This window comes from Bacteroidota bacterium, from assembly GCA_025059945.1.
GTDB lineage: Bacteria > Bacteroidota > Rhodothermia > JANXDC01 > JANXDC01 > JANXDC01.
This window is the reverse complement of the sequence record JANXDC010000011.1, coordinates 28,427-44,397: the sequence shown is the minus strand read 5'-3', so window position 1 is coordinate 44,397 and position 15,971 is coordinate 28,427. Positions and strand designations below refer to the sequence as shown.

At 64.6% G+C, this 15,971-nt stretch carries 15 protein-coding genes; 4 read left to right on the top strand and 11 right to left on the bottom strand.

The window, feature by feature from the left end; genetic code table 11:
* Nucleotides 1–66: 66 nt before the first annotated feature.
* The 6 genes from NZ993_05995 to NZ993_05970 all read right to left on the bottom strand — a co-directional run bounded on the left by NZ993_05995 (nt 67) and on the right by NZ993_05970 (nt 5,992).
* Nucleotides 67–801, bottom strand: coding sequence for a cyclase family protein (locus NZ993_05995; GenBank protein MCS7155344.1), 735 nt, complete (start codon nt 799–801; stop codon nt 67–69).
* Nucleotides 783–2,354 (bottom strand): sodium-dependent transporter, encoded by a 1,572-nt coding sequence (locus NZ993_05990; GenBank protein MCS7155343.1) that lies wholly within the window; start codon nt 2,352–2,354, stop codon nt 783–785. Before NZ993_05990 ends, NZ993_05995 begins: the two co-directional genes overlap by 19 nt.
* Nucleotides 2,355–2,393: 39 nt before the next feature.
* On the bottom strand, nt 2,394–2,942 hold the full coding sequence (gene pyrR / locus NZ993_05985; GenBank protein MCS7155342.1) for a bifunctional pyr operon transcriptional regulator/uracil phosphoribosyltransferase PyrR: 549 nt from the start codon (nt 2,940–2,942) through the stop codon (nt 2,394–2,396).
* A gap of 17 nt (nt 2,943–2,959) precedes the next feature.
* Complete coding sequence (locus NZ993_05980; protein MCS7155341.1) at nt 2,960–3,253, bottom strand: hypothetical protein; 294 nt, start codon at nt 3,251–3,253, stop codon at nt 2,960–2,962.
* Between the two features lie 211 nt (nt 3,254–3,464).
* The gene (locus tag NZ993_05975; protein ID MCS7155340.1) at nt 3,465–4,685 is read right to left on the bottom strand and encodes an amidohydrolase family protein; all 1,221 of its coding nucleotides are present in this window, start codon (nt 4,683–4,685) and stop codon (nt 3,465–3,467) included.
* A 2-nt stretch (nt 4,686–4,687) separates the two neighbouring features.
* Entirely contained in the window at nt 4,688–5,992 is a 1,305-nt protein-coding gene (locus NZ993_05970; protein ID MCS7155339.1) for an amidohydrolase family protein, read from the bottom strand.
* A gap of 148 nt (nt 5,993–6,140) precedes the next feature.
* Here NZ993_05970 and NZ993_05965 point away from each other — a divergent pair, with 148 nt between their 5' ends.
* The 4 genes from NZ993_05965 (at nt 6,141) to NZ993_05950 (ending at nt 11,260) form a co-directional block, all read left to right on the top strand.
* Nucleotides 6,141–8,243, top strand: a complete 2,103-nt coding sequence (locus NZ993_05965; protein MCS7155338.1) for a prolyl oligopeptidase family serine peptidase — start codon at nt 6,141–6,143, stop codon at nt 8,241–8,243.
* Between the two features lie 72 nt (nt 8,244–8,315).
* A complete protein-coding gene (locus tag NZ993_05960; protein ID MCS7155337.1) occupies nt 8,316–8,984 on the top strand; it encodes a fumarylacetoacetate hydrolase family protein in 669 nt (222 codons plus the stop codon).
* Complete coding sequence (locus NZ993_05955) at nt 8,981–11,056, top strand: hypothetical protein (protein MCS7155336.1); 2,076 nt, start codon at nt 8,981–8,983, stop codon at nt 11,054–11,056. The genes NZ993_05960 and NZ993_05955 overlap by 4 nt, the downstream gene beginning before the upstream one ends.
* 21 nt (nt 11,057–11,077) lie before the next feature.
* On the top strand, nt 11,078–11,260 hold the full coding sequence (locus NZ993_05950; protein ID MCS7155335.1) for a hypothetical protein: 183 nt from the start codon (nt 11,078–11,080) through the stop codon (nt 11,258–11,260).
* A gap of 9 nt (nt 11,261–11,269) precedes the next feature.
* Here NZ993_05950 and NZ993_05945 read toward each other — a convergent pair whose 3' ends face one another.
* The 5 genes from NZ993_05945 to NZ993_05925 all read right to left on the bottom strand — a co-directional run bounded on the left by NZ993_05945 (nt 11,270) and on the right by NZ993_05925 (nt 15,822).
* Nucleotides 11,270–12,304 (bottom strand): M42 family metallopeptidase, encoded by a 1,035-nt coding sequence (locus tag NZ993_05945; protein ID MCS7155334.1) that lies wholly within the window; start codon nt 12,302–12,304, stop codon nt 11,270–11,272.
* A 121-nt stretch (nt 12,305–12,425) separates the two neighbouring features.
* Nucleotides 12,426–13,103, bottom strand: a complete 678-nt coding sequence (locus NZ993_05940) for an energy transducer TonB (protein MCS7155333.1) — start codon at nt 13,101–13,103, stop codon at nt 12,426–12,428.
* Between the two features lie 147 nt (nt 13,104–13,250).
* On the bottom strand, nt 13,251–13,637 hold the full coding sequence (locus NZ993_05935) for a VanZ family protein (GenBank protein ID MCS7155332.1): 387 nt from the start codon (nt 13,635–13,637) through the stop codon (nt 13,251–13,253).
* Nucleotides 13,637–15,187, bottom strand: coding sequence for an NAD(P)H-hydrate dehydratase (locus NZ993_05930; protein MCS7155331.1), 1,551 nt, complete (start codon nt 15,185–15,187; stop codon nt 13,637–13,639). The genes NZ993_05935 and NZ993_05930 overlap by 1 nt, the downstream gene beginning before the upstream one ends.
* Nucleotides 15,184–15,822, bottom strand: coding sequence for a hypothetical protein (locus tag NZ993_05925; protein MCS7155330.1), 639 nt, complete (start codon nt 15,820–15,822; stop codon nt 15,184–15,186). The genes NZ993_05930 and NZ993_05925 overlap by 4 nt, the downstream gene beginning before the upstream one ends.
* Nucleotides 15,823–15,971 lie beyond the last annotated feature (149 nt).

Below are 15,971 nucleotides of genomic sequence, written 5' to 3'. Positions count from 1 at the left end.
GCCGCCACTTGGCTGGCCGCCTCTGTAGGGAAAGAGCCGGGCTCAGGAGGAGGGAGCCCGGCTTTTTTATAGCCAACCCCAGCGCTCATAAGCGCGCAGCGCAAGCGCCAGGGCGCTTATCTGGGGATGCCGAACGGGTACATAGGCCCCTTCGATCCATACGAGAGATCCGGCGCGCAGGGGGCGCAGGTCCGCGTTCTCTACGATACCTATGCCGGCTTCAAGCAAAATCCGATGCACAGGCAACTCCCTCGAATCGGCCACATCAACGGAGAGCACATCCACCACTACGGTCTTGATGCGCAACCGAAGAAGACGCTCGGCCGCCTGCGGGGTCAGGGTGGGGAAATCGGAAACCGGCTTGCGCGCAGGGCCCCCGCGCGGGGTGCGCACCAGCAGCAACGCCGCCTCCGGAGGGATCTCCGCGATCCGCTCCGGCCCCACAGGCTGTCCGGCTTCCAGCACATAGCCCGCCCCGACGTAGTGGGTCTGCGGGATGATCCAGGCTGCTAGCTCCGAGTATAAATGGTAGGGTAAGTCCGCATGGGTGCCCGCATGATCGCTGTGCGCGATGCGGGATACGTTAACGGAAGAGCCCGCCTCCAAGGTCCAGACCCGCTCAAGACCGAAGGGCGGATCTCCCGGAAAAAGCGCTCCCGGCTCATCGAGCGCCCGGCTAAGCGGGATGACCGAGAGGGGATCAAGCCAGATGCGCCGCCCCAGTCCCCAGCGCGTGCGCGCCCGAAAGCGCCTGCGCATTTGCCCGGCATGCGCCGGAGGCGCTACTCGAGCTCCTTCCATCCCTCTGTCTTTAGGCGCTGCTTCGTCTGCACGGCTTCACTCAGGGTGTGCTTAACCAGCAGACGGTTAAGCCCGATCAGGGCGAGCGCGACGATCAGCCACTGGAACACGCAAGTGCCCACCGTGTAGGGGCTTAAGGGGTTCCACCAATTCGGATCCACGCGCCAGGTGCGCACGTCCAGGCTGCTGGGAAAGCCAAAGACGGCCATCAGAATCCACCAGCTGATTAGCACAAGAGCCTGCAGGGGCACCGCATAACGCATGACGAAAGTCCACCACCGGCCCAAGGGCAGGTCATAAGCCCGGCTGGCCTCGAGCAGCTCAGACCGAAAGCGCTCGGTTCCGTACCGGTTAACGGCCAGGGCTATCAGGAGACCGGAAAGCATGAGCGCAACACCCCAGACGAAGTCCTGGTTTCCCAGGAACTCAGGGCTGCGCGCCGAGGGCAGCCCGGCGATAAAACCCAACAGGGCGATCGAGGAGATCGCCCGCGGACGCGGCAACCCCATATCGACCAGCACGCGCGTTGCGAGCTCGATCATGGAGATCAAGGAGGTGAAGGCGGCAAACGAAAGGCCCAGGAAAAAGAGCACGGCCATGAGCTCACCCAAGGGCATGCGCGCAAACAGCTGGGGCATCCAGATGAAGGTAAGCCCCGTCGAAGCCGGGCCCGAGTCGCGCATAATGGCTAGGATTTGGGCTTGATCGTACTGTGTGTGCAGCACGCCGAATACCGTGCCAAAAACGGCTATCGCGGCCAGCAGCGAGACGGAGTTGTTCCCGAACCCCGTAAGGAAGGCGTTAAGCGTTACCCCGTGCCGGGCCCGCATGTATGTGGCGTACACCAGGATCAACCCCCAGCCGGCTCCCGTGTCCCAGGCGTTCTGGGTAAGCGCCTCCAACCACACCTGGGGATCGGCCAGTTTCGGCCAGTCGGGTGTAAAGAGGAACCGGATCCCCTCCAGACTCCCCGGCAGCGTTACGGCCCGCACAGCGGCCAAAAGCACGATCCCGAGCAAAGTGGGCACAAGCACCATGCTGACGCGCTCAATCGAGGCCACGCCGCGGGCGATCACCCAGGCCCCAACCCCCATCATGAGGGCATGAAAAACAACAGGCCAGGGACCGGACTGAAAGCCGTTCCACATGCCCCAAGCCGACTCCACGGAAAGCGGCAGGGGGCGTACGAGCATCTGCACGAAGTAATACAGACACCAGCCGGCCACTACGGAGTAGTAAAACATAATCGCCGTAGCCACAAAGGCGATAAAGGCCCCCATCCAACCGTAGCGGGGGCCCATGAGCAGGGCCATGGAGCCGACCGGATTGAGGCGCGTGCGCCGCCCGATAGCGTATTCCGCTATGATGAGCGGAACGGACCAAAGGAGCAAAAACACGACCCAGGCGAGCAAGAAGGCGCCGGCGCCTTCATCTCCGGCCGTTTTGGCCGCGATTCTCGGGAAACGCCAAATATTGCCCGTACCCACGGCGATACCGAGGACACTGAGGATCAACCCCCAGCGGGAGGAGAAAAAGCGATCCGATTCGCGCATAACGGGATATCCTCCTCTATCGGGGCCTTTTCCGGGGGCTTAGGAGCTTTCCACGATCCAGATCCCCTCTTGGCCGTCGACCTCCTCCAAGCGCACCTGTACGCGCTCGCGGGCCTTGGTGGGCAAAACACGGCCGACAAAATCCGGCTGAATAGGGAACTCGCGCAATCCGCGGTCGATGAGCACAGCCAGACGCACGGTCCGGGGTCTACCGTAGCGAATGAGTCCGTCTAGGGCGGCGCGAATCGTGCGTCCGGTCATCAGCACATCGTCGACGAGCACCACGTCGCGCCCGTCGATCCGCTCGGGCAGCAGAGAAGCATCCGCCACCTCCCCCTTAGCGCCCCTCCGATCATCCCGGTACGGCCGGGGATCGAGTATTCCGGTCGGCACCGGCCTGTTGCAGATGCGCTCCAGCTCCTGGGCCACTCGGCGTGCTAGCACAACCCCGCGCGTTGGGATGCCCACTAGCAGTAGATTGGCGACCTCAGGGTGGTGCTCGTGGATCTGAAAGGCCATTCGCCGCAGCATGCGCCGAAGCGCCTGCGCGGGGAACAGAGGCCACCGCTGTGAGACGTCACCGGACATGAACGGGGGAGGCGGCCCTACTGGAACATGGCCTTGATGCTGCCCCAGGTGCGACGCACGGCTGTGGTGGTGTAGTTGGCGTCGATTTGTTTTAGGAGGAGCCGGCCCTCAGCCCCCTCTACCAGCAGCTGATATTTGACTAGGCCGTCGAGGCCGGATCGCGCCAGGCTTTCGTCGACGAACTCGTAAGTCCCTGTCGGGTTAGGGGGAGTCTGAAAGATTTCTCGAAACTGCTCTTCACCGGCCGCCTTACGTTCCAAAATAAACCGACGCACGCCGGCCTGCTCCGTCACGCGCCAGGTAACGCGCATCTTCCCGGATACGGTGGCAGCTCTGAACTCGGCCAGTTTGACTACCAGGCCCCCAACGTCAGCTAGCACGGCGCTGGCTGCAAGCAGAAGTGCTCCGGTGATCGTCCACAGCCTCCGCACGGCACAGAAAGTATAGACCCAAAGCGCACAAAGTCAAGCCGCGGAAACGGATCTTGCAGCCGTCTCCCCGTTACGGAAAACCTCCAGGCCCTCAGCGGCAGCCCTCTGTAAGGAGCCGCCCGTTGATGATCACGCCGCAGACGCGCGTTGTGTACTCAAACGGATCCCCGTCGAAGAGCACCATATCCGCGTCCTTTCCGGGCTCAAGCGAACCCACCCGTCGGTCGATCCCCAAAATGCGGGCGGCTTGGATCGTAATCGCCCCCAGGGCAGCCTCAAAAGGCAGCCCGTGGGCTGCGGCTACGGCGGCTTCAAAGAGCACGACGCGGGTTTTAGGTACGTAGGATTCGTATCCGCTCTGCAGGGCGAACGGGATCCCCGCCCGATGCAGCAAGGCGGCCGTCTCCATAGAGGCGTTGCGCGTCTCTCCGGCGGTGCGCACCATAGTCGGGTGCAGGATTACGGGCACGCCCGCTTGCTTGATCTCCTCCAGCACCAGATAAGCCTCCGCCGCGCCATCGAGCACAAGCTTAAAGCCAAACTCCCGTTGCAGCCGCAGCGCGGCCAAAATATCAGGCGCCGTTTGGGCTGTTATGAGCAAGGGGATCTTGCCCTCCAGCACGTCGGCTAGGACTTCGAGCCTTAAGTCTCGTGCAGGACGCTTGCTGGGATCCGGATCGCGGCGTTTGCGGCCGTATTCCTGGGCCTTGAGCAGCTCAGCCCGCAGCATGGCCACGGCCTTGGCGCGCGTTCCAGGGGAGCTGAAATTCTGCCCCACGCTGCGGCCCAAAGTGGCCGCCACCGCGGCCACAGAGTCTACGAGGGCCTCCTCCACGGTACGGCCAGCGGACTTTACGATCATAGTTTGCCCGCTGATGAGCGCTCCGGGTCCGTGGCCCGTATGCAGCGTAGTCACACCCAGGTTGCGCACCCACTCCACCAGGGCTTCCTCCGGATTGTAGGCGTCGATGGCGCGGAGCTCAGGCTGGATAGGTGCGGATCGCTCCAGCTGCATCTGATCGTGCGGCACGTTGTAGATACCCGATAGCCCCACGACCGTGCGCGCGTCGATCAGCCCCGGCGTTACGACCTTGGCCTCCAAGACCCGATATCCCGAGGGGATGCGCACGCTGGTGGCTGGGCCCACGCGCTCGATCCGTCCGTCCCGAATCAACACCACCCCGCCTCGAATCGGGGGGCCAGCCATCGTATAAAGCAGCTCCGCACGCACAGCAAGCTGCGCCCGGCTTAGGCCGCTAAAGACAAGCACGAAAAGACAAGCCCCCAAACCCACACGGTAGCTGGCGCGCATGGCTATTCCTCTCCCTCATCGTGTCCGTATGCGTCCCCCCGATAGGCCCCGTAGCCGCCCACGGCGTACTTGCGGTGCTCGGGGTTAGAGCGATCGAAAACCTTCTGGCCGTCGATCCAGGTCTGCTCCACATGCGTGTACACGCTAAAGGGATCACCCGAGAGCACCACGAAATCGGCGTCCTTGCCCGGATCAAGCGAGCCGATGCGTTGCTCCAGTCCCAGCATGCGGGCCCCGGCCAAGGTAAGCGCCTCCAAGGCCTTCTGGCGGCTCATACCGGCCCGAACCCCCATAGCGGCGGAGCGCAAAAACAGGCGAGAATCCGTAACGGCATCGTCGGTATGAAAGGCCACCTCGGCGCCGGCCTTCTCAAGGGCCGCCCCGTTCTCCCATCGGATGTCGACGGCCTCGTGCTTGCCCCCCGGAGAGTCGAGCACGATGATCGAGCAGGGCACCCGAGCCCGGGCGATCTCGTCGGCCACCTTCCAAGCCTCGCTTACGTGATGCAACACGGGCCGAAAGCCGAATTCCTGCCCCAAGCGGATGGCCGTTAGGATGTCGTCGTGCCGGTGGGTGTGAAAGTGCACGATGCGTTTGCCCTCCAGGATTTCCACCAGGGCCTCCATCTGCAGGTCTCGAGATGGCATCTTGGCCGGATCGCCCTGGGCCTGCCGGATTTTTTCGCGGTACTCGACGGCCTTTAGGAAAAGCTGTCGCACCAGAGCTGCCGACTTGGCGCGCGTACCGGGCGCAGGGGGATTACCCAGGGAGTTCGTACCATTGGCCATCTTCATGCCCCCGCACACTTCTCGCAGAGGATCTTGGCAGAAGAGCATCTCCTGGATCGTGCGGGCTGGCCGGGGCTTAACGTATACGGTCTGGCCGCTCATGAGATGACCGGATCCGGGCATGATGTTCATCGTCGTGATCCCCCCCGCACGGGCCTTCCAAAAGGTGTCATGCTGCGGATCGATCGCATCTAAAATCCGCACCTCGGGGTGCAGGGTGGCGGATCGATCCCCGCCGTCCCCCCCACCGATGTGCGAATGCGTATCGACCATGCCCGGGATGATGACCTTGCCTCGCAGGTCGAACTCCACCGCGCCGCCGGGGATCGCAACGCGCCCAGCCGGCCCCACGGCGAGAATCTTGCCGCCCTGGATCACCAGCACACCGTTCTCTATGGGCGGCCCCGAGACGGGGTAGATCGTGGCGCCCCGGAAGACGTGTGGCCGCTCTTGGGCTTGCACGGCGCCAGCCCCCCACAAAAGCACCACCAGGATCACCGCTTGCGCCCCTATTCGCATTCCCCTGCCTCCTTGGCTGTGAGTGCACGCGCGGGAATTTACGAATCCCGCCTATTCCCGGAAGGCTGTTTCAAGATTGTTACGTTTGGGGTTTGCTCACGGCCGCAAGGAGGGTTATCGTTCGGGAAACGCAGAAGGAGGACCCAACATGCGAACGCTAGGGTATCTGCCCTGGATATTGGGCTTGGGGGTCGCAGCGCAGGCTCAGACGCTTTCTGTAGCCGATTTTCTGCGCTTTCCGTTTACAAGCAATCTCACGGCCTCGCCCCGAAACGATCGGATCGCCTGGGTAAGCTACGAAGAGGGTCGGCGGGCGATCTGGACGGCCTCGGCGCCCGATTTTCGGCCCGTTCGCCTGCTGGCCTACGAACGAGACGACGGCCAGGAACTCGGGGGGCTCACCTTTAGCCCCGACGGGGAGATCCTGCTTTTCGTGCGGGGCGGCGGACCCAACCGCGCTGGAGAATATCCTAACCCCACAAGCGACCCCGAAGGAGCCGAACAGGCCGTGTGGGCTGTGCCCGTCCGGGGCGGAGAGCCCTGGAAGCTAGGCCTCGGGTCTGGTCCCGTAGTGGCCCCCCACGGCCGCGAGGCGCTCCTGGTGCGGGGAGGCCAGATCTACCGAGTGCGCCTAGACTCCCTGGACCGACAGCCGCGAGCCGAGCTCCTGTTTCGGGCGCGAGGCAACAACGGCTCCCCGCGTTACGCCCCAGACGGCCGGCGCATCGCGTTTGTGAGCAACCGCAACACGCACAGCTTCATCGGCATCTTCGACCCAGCTCAGCGCGTGATCCGCTGGATCGCCCCTGACGTGCACCGGGACACGGACCCCGTTTGGTCGCCCGATGGCCGGCAGATCGCCTTCATCCGTCGGCCGGGCGCGCTGCGGGGCGAGCGGCCCAATCTATTGGGCGGCACGCCGTTTTCCCTCTGGGTCGCAGACGTGGAAACCGGACGCGCTCGTATGCTCTGGCGCTCGCCCGCCGACGACGGGGGCTTCGCGCAAAGCTATCCGGCCGAACCCCTGCGCTGGGCAGGCGATCGCATCCTGTTTACCTCTGAACACGAGGGATGGCTGCACCTGTACAGCCTGCCGGCTTCAGGCGGGGAGCCCGTCTGCCTCACTCCTGGCAAAGCGGAGGCGGAATGGACGAGCCTAAGCCCGGATGGCCGCCTGGTTGTCTTCTCCGGCAACCACGAGGACCCCGATCGCCGCCACCTGTGGCGGGTTCCCACCAGCGGCGGCCAGGCTGAGGCGCTTACGCGCGGCTCCGGCATCGAGACCGACCCCGTGTTCCTGGCCAGCGGGCGCTATGTGGCCTTCCGACAGGCCGACGCCCGGCGCCCCCCCGCGATCGCGGTGCTGGATCTCTACACGCGGCAGAGCCGCCTTATCTGGCCCACCGCCTTGCCTGCGGCCTTTCCGATCCAGGCCCTCGTCGAACCCGAACCCGTGGTGCTGCTGACCCCGGACTCGTTTCGCATCCACGCTCAGCTGTTTCGCCCCCGAAACCTGCGGCCCGGCGAGCGCCGAGCCGCGGTGATATATCTGCATGGCGGCCCCATCCGGCAGATGCTTCTAGGCTGGCATTACTCGAGCTACTACGCCTTCTGCTACGCCTTCAACCAATACTTGGCCAGTCGCGGCTACCTGGTGCTCTCCGTTAACTTCCGGGCCGGTATCGGCTATGGGCGGGACTTCCGCCGGGCGCCTCGAACCGGACCCCGAGGGGCCTCGGAGTACCAGGACGTTCGCGCCGCCGCGCTTTATCTGCGCACGCGGCCCGACGTGGACCCCGAGCGCATCGGCCTCTGGGGAGGCTCCTACGGCGGGTATCTGACGGCCCTGGGGCTTGCGCGCAACTCCGATCTATTCCGGGCCGGCGTGGACCTGCACGGGGTGCACGACTGGGTCCTGCGCGCCACGGAATTCTCCCCCGGGGGCGGATGGGGGCTGCAGCCCGAAGAATTCGACCTGGCATACCGCTCCTCGCCCGTGGCTGAGCTGGACAGCTGGCGCTCACCCGTGCTGCTGGTGCACGGCGACGACGACCGAAACGTGCTTTTCCTGGAGACCACCGATCTGGCGCGTCGGCTCCTGGAGCGCGGCGTGCACGTGGAAACGCTCATCCTGCCCGATGAGGTGCATAGCTTTCTGCTGCATGCGAGCTGGCGGCGCGTTTTTGAGGCCGCATCCGATTTCCTGGATCGCTTCCTGGGGCGGGCGTCCGCGTCCTCGGATGGCCGCTAAAGGCGCGGGGGCGGTGCGCTTTGCAGCTCGCACCGACTCGGTCGTAATTTGCTCGAAAAAAGAATCCGGCCCATGAAGGTGTTCTTGGAAGACGTCCCCGTGGCCACAGGCACGATCTTCTGCATCGGCCGCAACTACGCCGAACACGCCCGGGAGATGCGGGCCGAAGTGCCCGAGGCGCCGATCGTGTTCCTGAAGCCCGTTACGGCCCTGTGTACAGATGGCCAGGTCTGGTATCCCCCCCAGACGCAGGAGCTGCATCACGAGGTGGAGCTCGTGGTTTTACTTGGCCGATCCGGTCAGGACATCCCGGAGCAGGAGGCGCTCGCCTACGTGGCCGGATACGGCGTGGGCATCGACTTTACGGCCCGCGATCTGCAAGAAAAAGCCAAAAGCAAAGGCCATCCCTGGGCCCTCGCTAAGGGCTTCGATAGCTTCGCCCCGGTCTCTCGATTCGTACGCGCCGAGCGGGTGCCTGACCCGCATGCGCTGCGGCTGCAGCTGTGGGTAAACGGCGAGCTGCGGCAGTCCGGTTATACGGGGGATATGCTTTACTCCATCCCCCGGCTGATCGCGTATCTGTCGAGCATCTTCACCCTGCAGGCGGGGGATTTGCTTTTCACGGGGACGCCGGCCGGAGTGGGGCCTGTGCGGCCAGGCGATGAACTGTGGGCCGTTCTGGAGGGGCTTGCCGAGCTTCGGGTGCAGGTGGGGCGCAAACGACCCGCCGTGCCGTTATGAGGACTTTTGCGGGCTTTGGGGGGATCGTACTCTTAGGTTGGGCTCTTAAGGCGCCGGCGCAGCCTCCTTTGGAGGCCGTTTTGCGCTTTGAGCAGCGACAGCCCGTCTGGTGTCAGGGCCGGTTTTCGGAGCGCCTGCTGCGACTTGAGGCCCGCTATCGGCTCGAACCCCCTAATGCCGAGGCGCCCTTCGTCTGGCTGCGCGCCACGGGCTCCGGACGGGTCAGCCTGGACTGGGCGGAGCCCAACAGCCCCTGCGCCCCGCTTTGGCACCTGGAACAAGCGACCTTCGAGGCCGAATCCCTGCCTTTGCTGCTACTGGCCCCCGAGGCAGAGCCGGATACAGTGTACTTGTACCTGTACGCCTCCCCTGAGCCGGAGCTGGGCCGCGTGCCCCTGCTGCGTCCGCAACAAGGGCCCCCTATTTTAGCCTTGCGCGAGATCCTAGAGGCCTATCGGGGGCGGGACTATCGGAGCCATCCCGGCACGGCGCGCATTTACGGGCTACCCCTTGCGCGAAGGGCGCTTCTGGAGGGCCCGGTGTGGCTGGAGCTGCGCGATTCGATTCCGGAATCCGGCTCACGCGTGCGGTTGCGCTTGGGCATCGGCCCCCCGGGCCGGCTGGAGGGCCCAATGGTGCGCCTGCTCGAAGCACCACGCTTTCTTACGGTCGGCCAGCTTGGGCGCATCCGGGTGCAGACGGATCCCCCAGGCGGGGAGCTGCGCTTTTGGGCCTCGGATACGCTCCGTACGGAGCTAATCGGCGCAGCCGACGGCCTGCAGATCATGGTCTGGGAGCCTGGCCCGGTGCGGGTGCGGATCCTGTACACGGCCCCCGACGGAGCCCGAGCCGAAACGGAGTACGCGCTCGTCGCCTATCGCACAACACTCCGATCCCCGGATGCGAGGCCTCCTTCTCTGATACTGGGCGCGCAATATCCGGATCTGCCGCCCGCACAATGGGCCTTATCGTTTCGGATCGAGCCGGAGTCGCTCCTTCCTCTGCTGCGGGTCAGTAGCTCCGAGCCCCATTCGCTGCGGGCGCGCCTGCAAAACGGCGCGCTCTGGCTTGAGGGGCTCCGGCCAGGGCGCAGTCAAGTCACCCTGCAACTGGCCGAAGGGCCCGTGCTGTGGCAAGACAGCGTGCGCGTGGGCCCGATCACGGTCCGCCCCCCCAACTGGGCCGAGCCTGTGCTAAGTCGCCCCAGCGGGGTCACGGTTCAGCTTCAGACCGGCAACCGACTCTCCTGGGAGATGCCCGTTGCCCGAGCGCCGACGACTGTCCTCTTTAGCCTGAGCGGAGAGACCGCGCTGAAGGCCCCCGGAAGGGATTCGTTGGACGTCTTCGGCCGACTGCGTTGGCCCGTCTCTGTTGTTGTACGGGCACGGTTGCCCAACTGGGCGTTGCGGGTTGATGGGCTCTTGGAGGGACGGCGGGCGCAACTAGGCCAGGTCTTAGAGGCGTACTGGCGTTACGCCGCCGGGCGTAAAACCGGCACCGCGCTCGATAGCCTCGGCCGGTGGCTTTCGGTGCGCGCCCTGCGGGATCGGTTGTGGGCCGAGCTGCGCCCCGTTGTGCGTGCCCACGCCCGCCTAGAGGGGGAACTGGTGGCCCTCTGGCGCGGAGTTTCGTCTACAGCGGCAGACACCTTGCGCCTGCTCCTAGAGGCTCCGGAGCAAACGGCCTCGTACCGCGGCTCGCTTCAGGTTCTTGAGGCCACTGCCCTTAGCCGCGACACCCTCTGGACCCCTGCCTATACGGGGCCTACTCCGACGGAAGCCCCCGTTTCCCTGATCCTGCAAGGACGGGTGCGCCTTGTTTACGCCGAGCAGGTGGAAACGGCTCGGCTGCGCACACGCCTGCCCCCGGATTTAGAACGGTCTGTGCTGGATCAGTTCTCCCCTGCCATGCTGGAGCGCGATCTAGCCCCCTATCGGGAGGCGCTGGGGGCGCTCCTGCGCACAGGCTTTGCGCGTCTGGAGGTGAACCTATCGCCTCCGAGCCTGGAGCCCGCCGAGGGGGCCCGCTGGCTGCTGCTCTTTCCGCAAAACCCGCAAAACGCCCCGAAGTAGCCTAAGCAAGGAACTTCACCCATGAAGCGCAAAACGTATGAGTTCAAGCTCATCCGGTACAAGGAGGCCGGCCCCCTGCTGGAGGCGGAGCTCAACCGCCTGGGCCAAGAGGGATGGAAGCTGCACACCGTGACGTTCAACCAGGAGGGGCGTCCGGATTACTTCATCTTCGAGCGCAAGCAGCAGGCCGAAGACGAGGACTAACGGCGCGCTCTACGGCGTAAACTCGTGCAGCCGCTCCAGGGTTCGGGCTAGCAGGCGGATGCTGGCCTGTATATCGGCTACGTGCGCCATCTCCGTTACGCTGTGCACGTAGCGCGTCGGCGTGGACAGACAACCCGCGATCACCCCGTCGCCGCTCAAGTACTGGATCCCCGCCGTGTCCGTGCCGCCGGCCGGGGAGACGTCGAGCTGATACGGAATCTGGTGTACTTCGGCCACCGCGATCAAGAACTCGATCAGCCGGGCGTCGGCGATGGCGCTGGCGTCCATGACCTTGATCGCCGTCCCTTTGCCGAGCCGGCACTGCTGTTCAGGCTCCGCAATGCCTGGGATGTCGTTGGCCAGCGTAATATCGAGCGCGATGCCCACGTGAGGCTGCACTTGACGTACCACCACGCGAGAGCCGCGCAATCCGACCTCCTCCTGCACGGTGAAGACCGCGTAAATGTCCACCTCGTGCTCTCCAAGTTCTCGAAGGGCTTCGAGAAGCACGAAAACGCTCAGCCGGTTGTCCAGGGATTTGCCCGTGATCGTATCGCCTACGCGTACGAGCTCGCGCTCCCGCGTGATCACGTCGCCTACCCGAACCAGCTCGCGCACACGCTCAGCCGGTAACCCCAGGTCGACGAAAAACTCCTTGAGCTCCGGCACCTTCTTGCGCTCTTCCTGCGTCATCACGTGCACGGGCTTGGTGCCCAAAACCCCTAATAGCGTCTGACGGCCATGCACGAGCACGCGCTGCGCCACGAGTGTCTTGGGATCAAACCCCCCCAGGGGCACAAACCGGATGAAGCCGCGGTCGTCGATATGGTTTACCATGAAGGCGATCTCATCCATGTGCGCGGCCAAGAGCACGCGCCGGTCCCGGCGGCCCCGCTTGCGCGCGATCACGTTGCCCAAGGCATCTACGCGGACCTCATCAACCAGGGGCTGCACGGTTTCCAAAACGACCTCCCGGATCGGCGCCTCGCGGCCGGGGGCGCCGGGGGTCTCCACAATGCGTTTGAGCAGCGCAAAGCGCTCCATTTTCGGCCTCCTCAACTACAAGAGCGGCCAAACCTACGTTCGGGCCCTCGCAAAGTGCAATACAAAAAAAGAACGGAGCGCCAAGGAGCGCTCCGTCGCGAATCGTTATGATAGGGGGTATTTAACTCTTCAACCGGAAGCGCACAGGCAAGGTCATCTGCACGCGCACGGGCCGACCCCGCTGCTTGCCTGGCTTGAATTTGGACTCCTGCACAGCGCGCAGGGCTTCCTCATCGCAGCCCGCCCCGATGCCTTTGATTACCTGAGCATTCGTGACGTTGCCGTTTTCGTCCACCACAAACTGCACCATCACCGTCCCCTCCACGCCGGCCTTGCGGGCGATCTCCGGATAGCGGATCCGCCGCTGCAGTCCCTCTAGGCCCCCGATCAGCTCGGGCATCTCCTCGACGATCACGAACACCTCGGGCTCCGGCTCCGGCTCCTTCTGCTGCGGGGCCGCGGGCGGAGGTGGCGGGGGAGGCGGTAAGTTCGCGGCCTGCTGGTTGAGCTCGGATTCAAAGCGCACGTCCTCCTCTTCCAGCAGCTTATCGTCCGGCACCTCTACCGGCACCGGCGGAGGCGGCGGTGGAGGCGGCCGATCGACCTGTTTGGTCTGCTCGATCTCCTCCATCTTTACGGTCTCTTGCGGCTTCTCCACGATCACAAACTCAGATCTGGGCCGCAGGTCCAGCCGGAACGCCACCACCAGCAACAGCAGCGCCACCACCAAACCGATCTCCATGAACAGCGTATACCGCCGCCGGAGATCAGCCTCGGGCGCCTTGCGACGTAACCGCATGATGCCTCGCTCCTCTATTATCGATTCGGCATGATGGTTTTCGACCGCTTACCCATTCGGGAGGCTCTTAAACCTACGCACAGCCCCAGCGAAAGTCAACTCCATCGCTCCGTTTCGACGCCCTTACGATCGTTCGTTTCTTACGTTTTAGACTCTCCCGGCCACAAAGAGTTTCCCCAGAAGAGCCCGCAAGCATTCGAAGCGGTGATAGCTCCACAGCCCCAGTCCAAAACCCACCAGATCGGCCAGGACATCGGCCCACTCGGCCTCACGGCCCGGGACGTAGACGGCCTGCAGCGCTTCGGTGCCAGAGGCCCAGAGCGCGGCCAGAGCTATGGTCACACCATAGCGGGCTTTGCTCATGGGCTCCCAGGCCCAGGCCCACAGCCAGGCCCAGATCAGAAACAGCCCCAAATGCCCAATTTTGTCAAGCGAAAACCACGACAAATCCGGAAGCCGACCGCCCGGAATGGCCAGCAAGACGGTGATAAGAGCCCCCCAAAGCAGGGCCGGAAGCCAACGCGGCAGACGCATCAGGGGATCCCCGCCTCGAGATTGGCTAGGATGTCCCCGGCGAGCAGATTTCGGGGACCCGCCTCCGCCGCTAAGCCCCCCACGAACAGGGCGGCCACCGCGGCCCGCTCCGGATCCAGACCCTGGGCAAGCAGGCCGGCGATCAGGCCGGCCAGAACATCCCCTGAGCCAGCCGTAGCCAGCCGTTCATCCCCGGTTGGGTTGATCCAGAGCCGGCCTTCGGGCGTGCCCACCACAGAGGGCATACCCTTGAGCACGAGCACCACGCCCCAGGAGCGAGCCCAGTGGCGGGCGAGCTCCGCTCGGGCGCGTCGGACCTGTTCGGGGTCCACGCCTGCAAGCCGAGCAAACTCTCCCGCGTGCGGAGTAAGCACCCAGGGTTTGGGGGAACCGTCGAGCAGCTCGCGTCGCTCGGACAGCGCAAACAGCCCGTCGGCGTCGACCACAATCGGCAGGCTTCGGTGTTCGGAAAGCAATTGGGCTACCAGGGCTGTGGTCTGGGGGTGCCGGCCTAGGCCTGGCCCGATGAGCCCCGCTCGGCTCCGGGCGAGCTCCTGACGCGCAGAGGCGAGCGCGGCCATGGACAGGGTTCCGGTCTCCGTCTCGGACAGCGCGCGCGTCATGACCTCCTGGGTTTTGGCGGCCAATAGGGGGGCCACGGAGACCGGAGCGCCTATCACCACGGCCCCTGCGCCGATGCGCGCTGCGGCCTGGGCCGCCAACACGGGAGCGCCGGTAAGGCCCGGGCTTCCGGCCAGCACAAAGAGACGCCCAACCTGATACTTGTGCGCCCCAGGCCTTCGACGAGGCCAATGCGCGGCCACCCAAGGACCGGTGGCCGCGAAGGTCTGCACCTCCGCAAGGAGCGCGTCCGGAATGCCGATATCGGCCACCCAGATGCGGCCGGAAAGGTGCCGGCCCTCGTCCAAAAGCAGCCCGCGTTTCAAACAGGCCATTGCGACCGTATCCCAGGCCCGCACGGCCTGGCCCTGCTCGGCCCCTGTGTCACTGGAAAGGCCGCTGGGCACGTCCACAGCCACCACGGGGCGCCCGGAGCGGTTCATCCACGCGATCATATGCTTGAGCGCCCCCTCTACGGGCCGCTTCACTCCGGTGCCCAATAGAGCGTCCACGAGGATCATGGAGGGCTCCACGGGGCCCGCATCGGGCCAAAGGCTCCAACTCCAGCGCGATCGGCAGCTGAAGCCGATCTCAAGCAGCCGCTCCCAGGCCGCGCGGGGTTCGCCGGAGAGCTCCTCTGGAGGCACAGCCAGGATCACGTGCACCCGGCGGCCGGCCTCAAGCAGGTACCTGGCGGTCACCAGCCCGTCGCCCCCGTTGTGCCCTTTTCCGCATAGGACCCAGACGGGCCTCATAGGGTAGCGGCGCTCTAGCAGCTGAGCCACGGATCGGCCGGCTAACTCCATAAGAATGCACACAGCGAGCCCCAATCGTTCGGCAGCGGCCGTATCAGCCCGGCGCATCTCCTCGGCCGTCAGCACGCGCCATGGGCGTTCGGGCACCCGGCCCTCGAGCGTATAGAGCTTCATCTGGCGTATAGCTTCCAACCCCAACACAACAGGCCATATGTCGCCCCGAAGCCGTATAGGGCCCCGATAGCGGTCTGCGCCCAGCTATGAGCGCGCAGGGTCAGACGCGCCCACATGAGCGCCGGCACCAGTCCCAAAAGCCCCCAAATGAGCGGATCCCAGCTGAGCCGGTGCCCATATCCGGGCAGGGGATGACGCAGAAAGAAGACCAACACGGCCAGCGCTCCCGATAAACCCATCAGGTGCACGCTGATCTTCCACCATAGGTTGATGACCATCGCCACGATCGTATTTACGAGGTATGCTCCCATAATCCAAGCCGTGGGCTCCCAACCCGGGGGTCGCCACCAGAGCACCATCAGCAACGCCAGCGCATACGAAACAACCCCCCACGCGAACGGTCTGGTGCGCTTCAGGCGCTGCGGCACATCCAGACTTTCGATCCAGCCTTGGCGCAACAGGTAGACTAGGTACAGAAGGGGTAGTACGGTGAAATGGAGCGTGACCAGCCCCAGCACAAGCCAGCGCTCATGCCCTGAGATGCCCCAATGCCACAGCAATAGCGCAAAAACGAGCGGCGGAAAAACGAAGGGGTTTAAGCTGTTCGACAGCGCTGTCGCGATCCGCCATGCCACGGAGGCCCCTGACGGATCCTCGGAAACCGTAGGTGGGCGTGGTGCGCTAGCCATGGCCGTAAGATAGCGCACACGCCTCGGAGAGGCCAAAAAAATCCGCCCCCTTCTAGATTGAGAAAAGGGAGCGGATCGGTAAAAGGCGCTTGGAG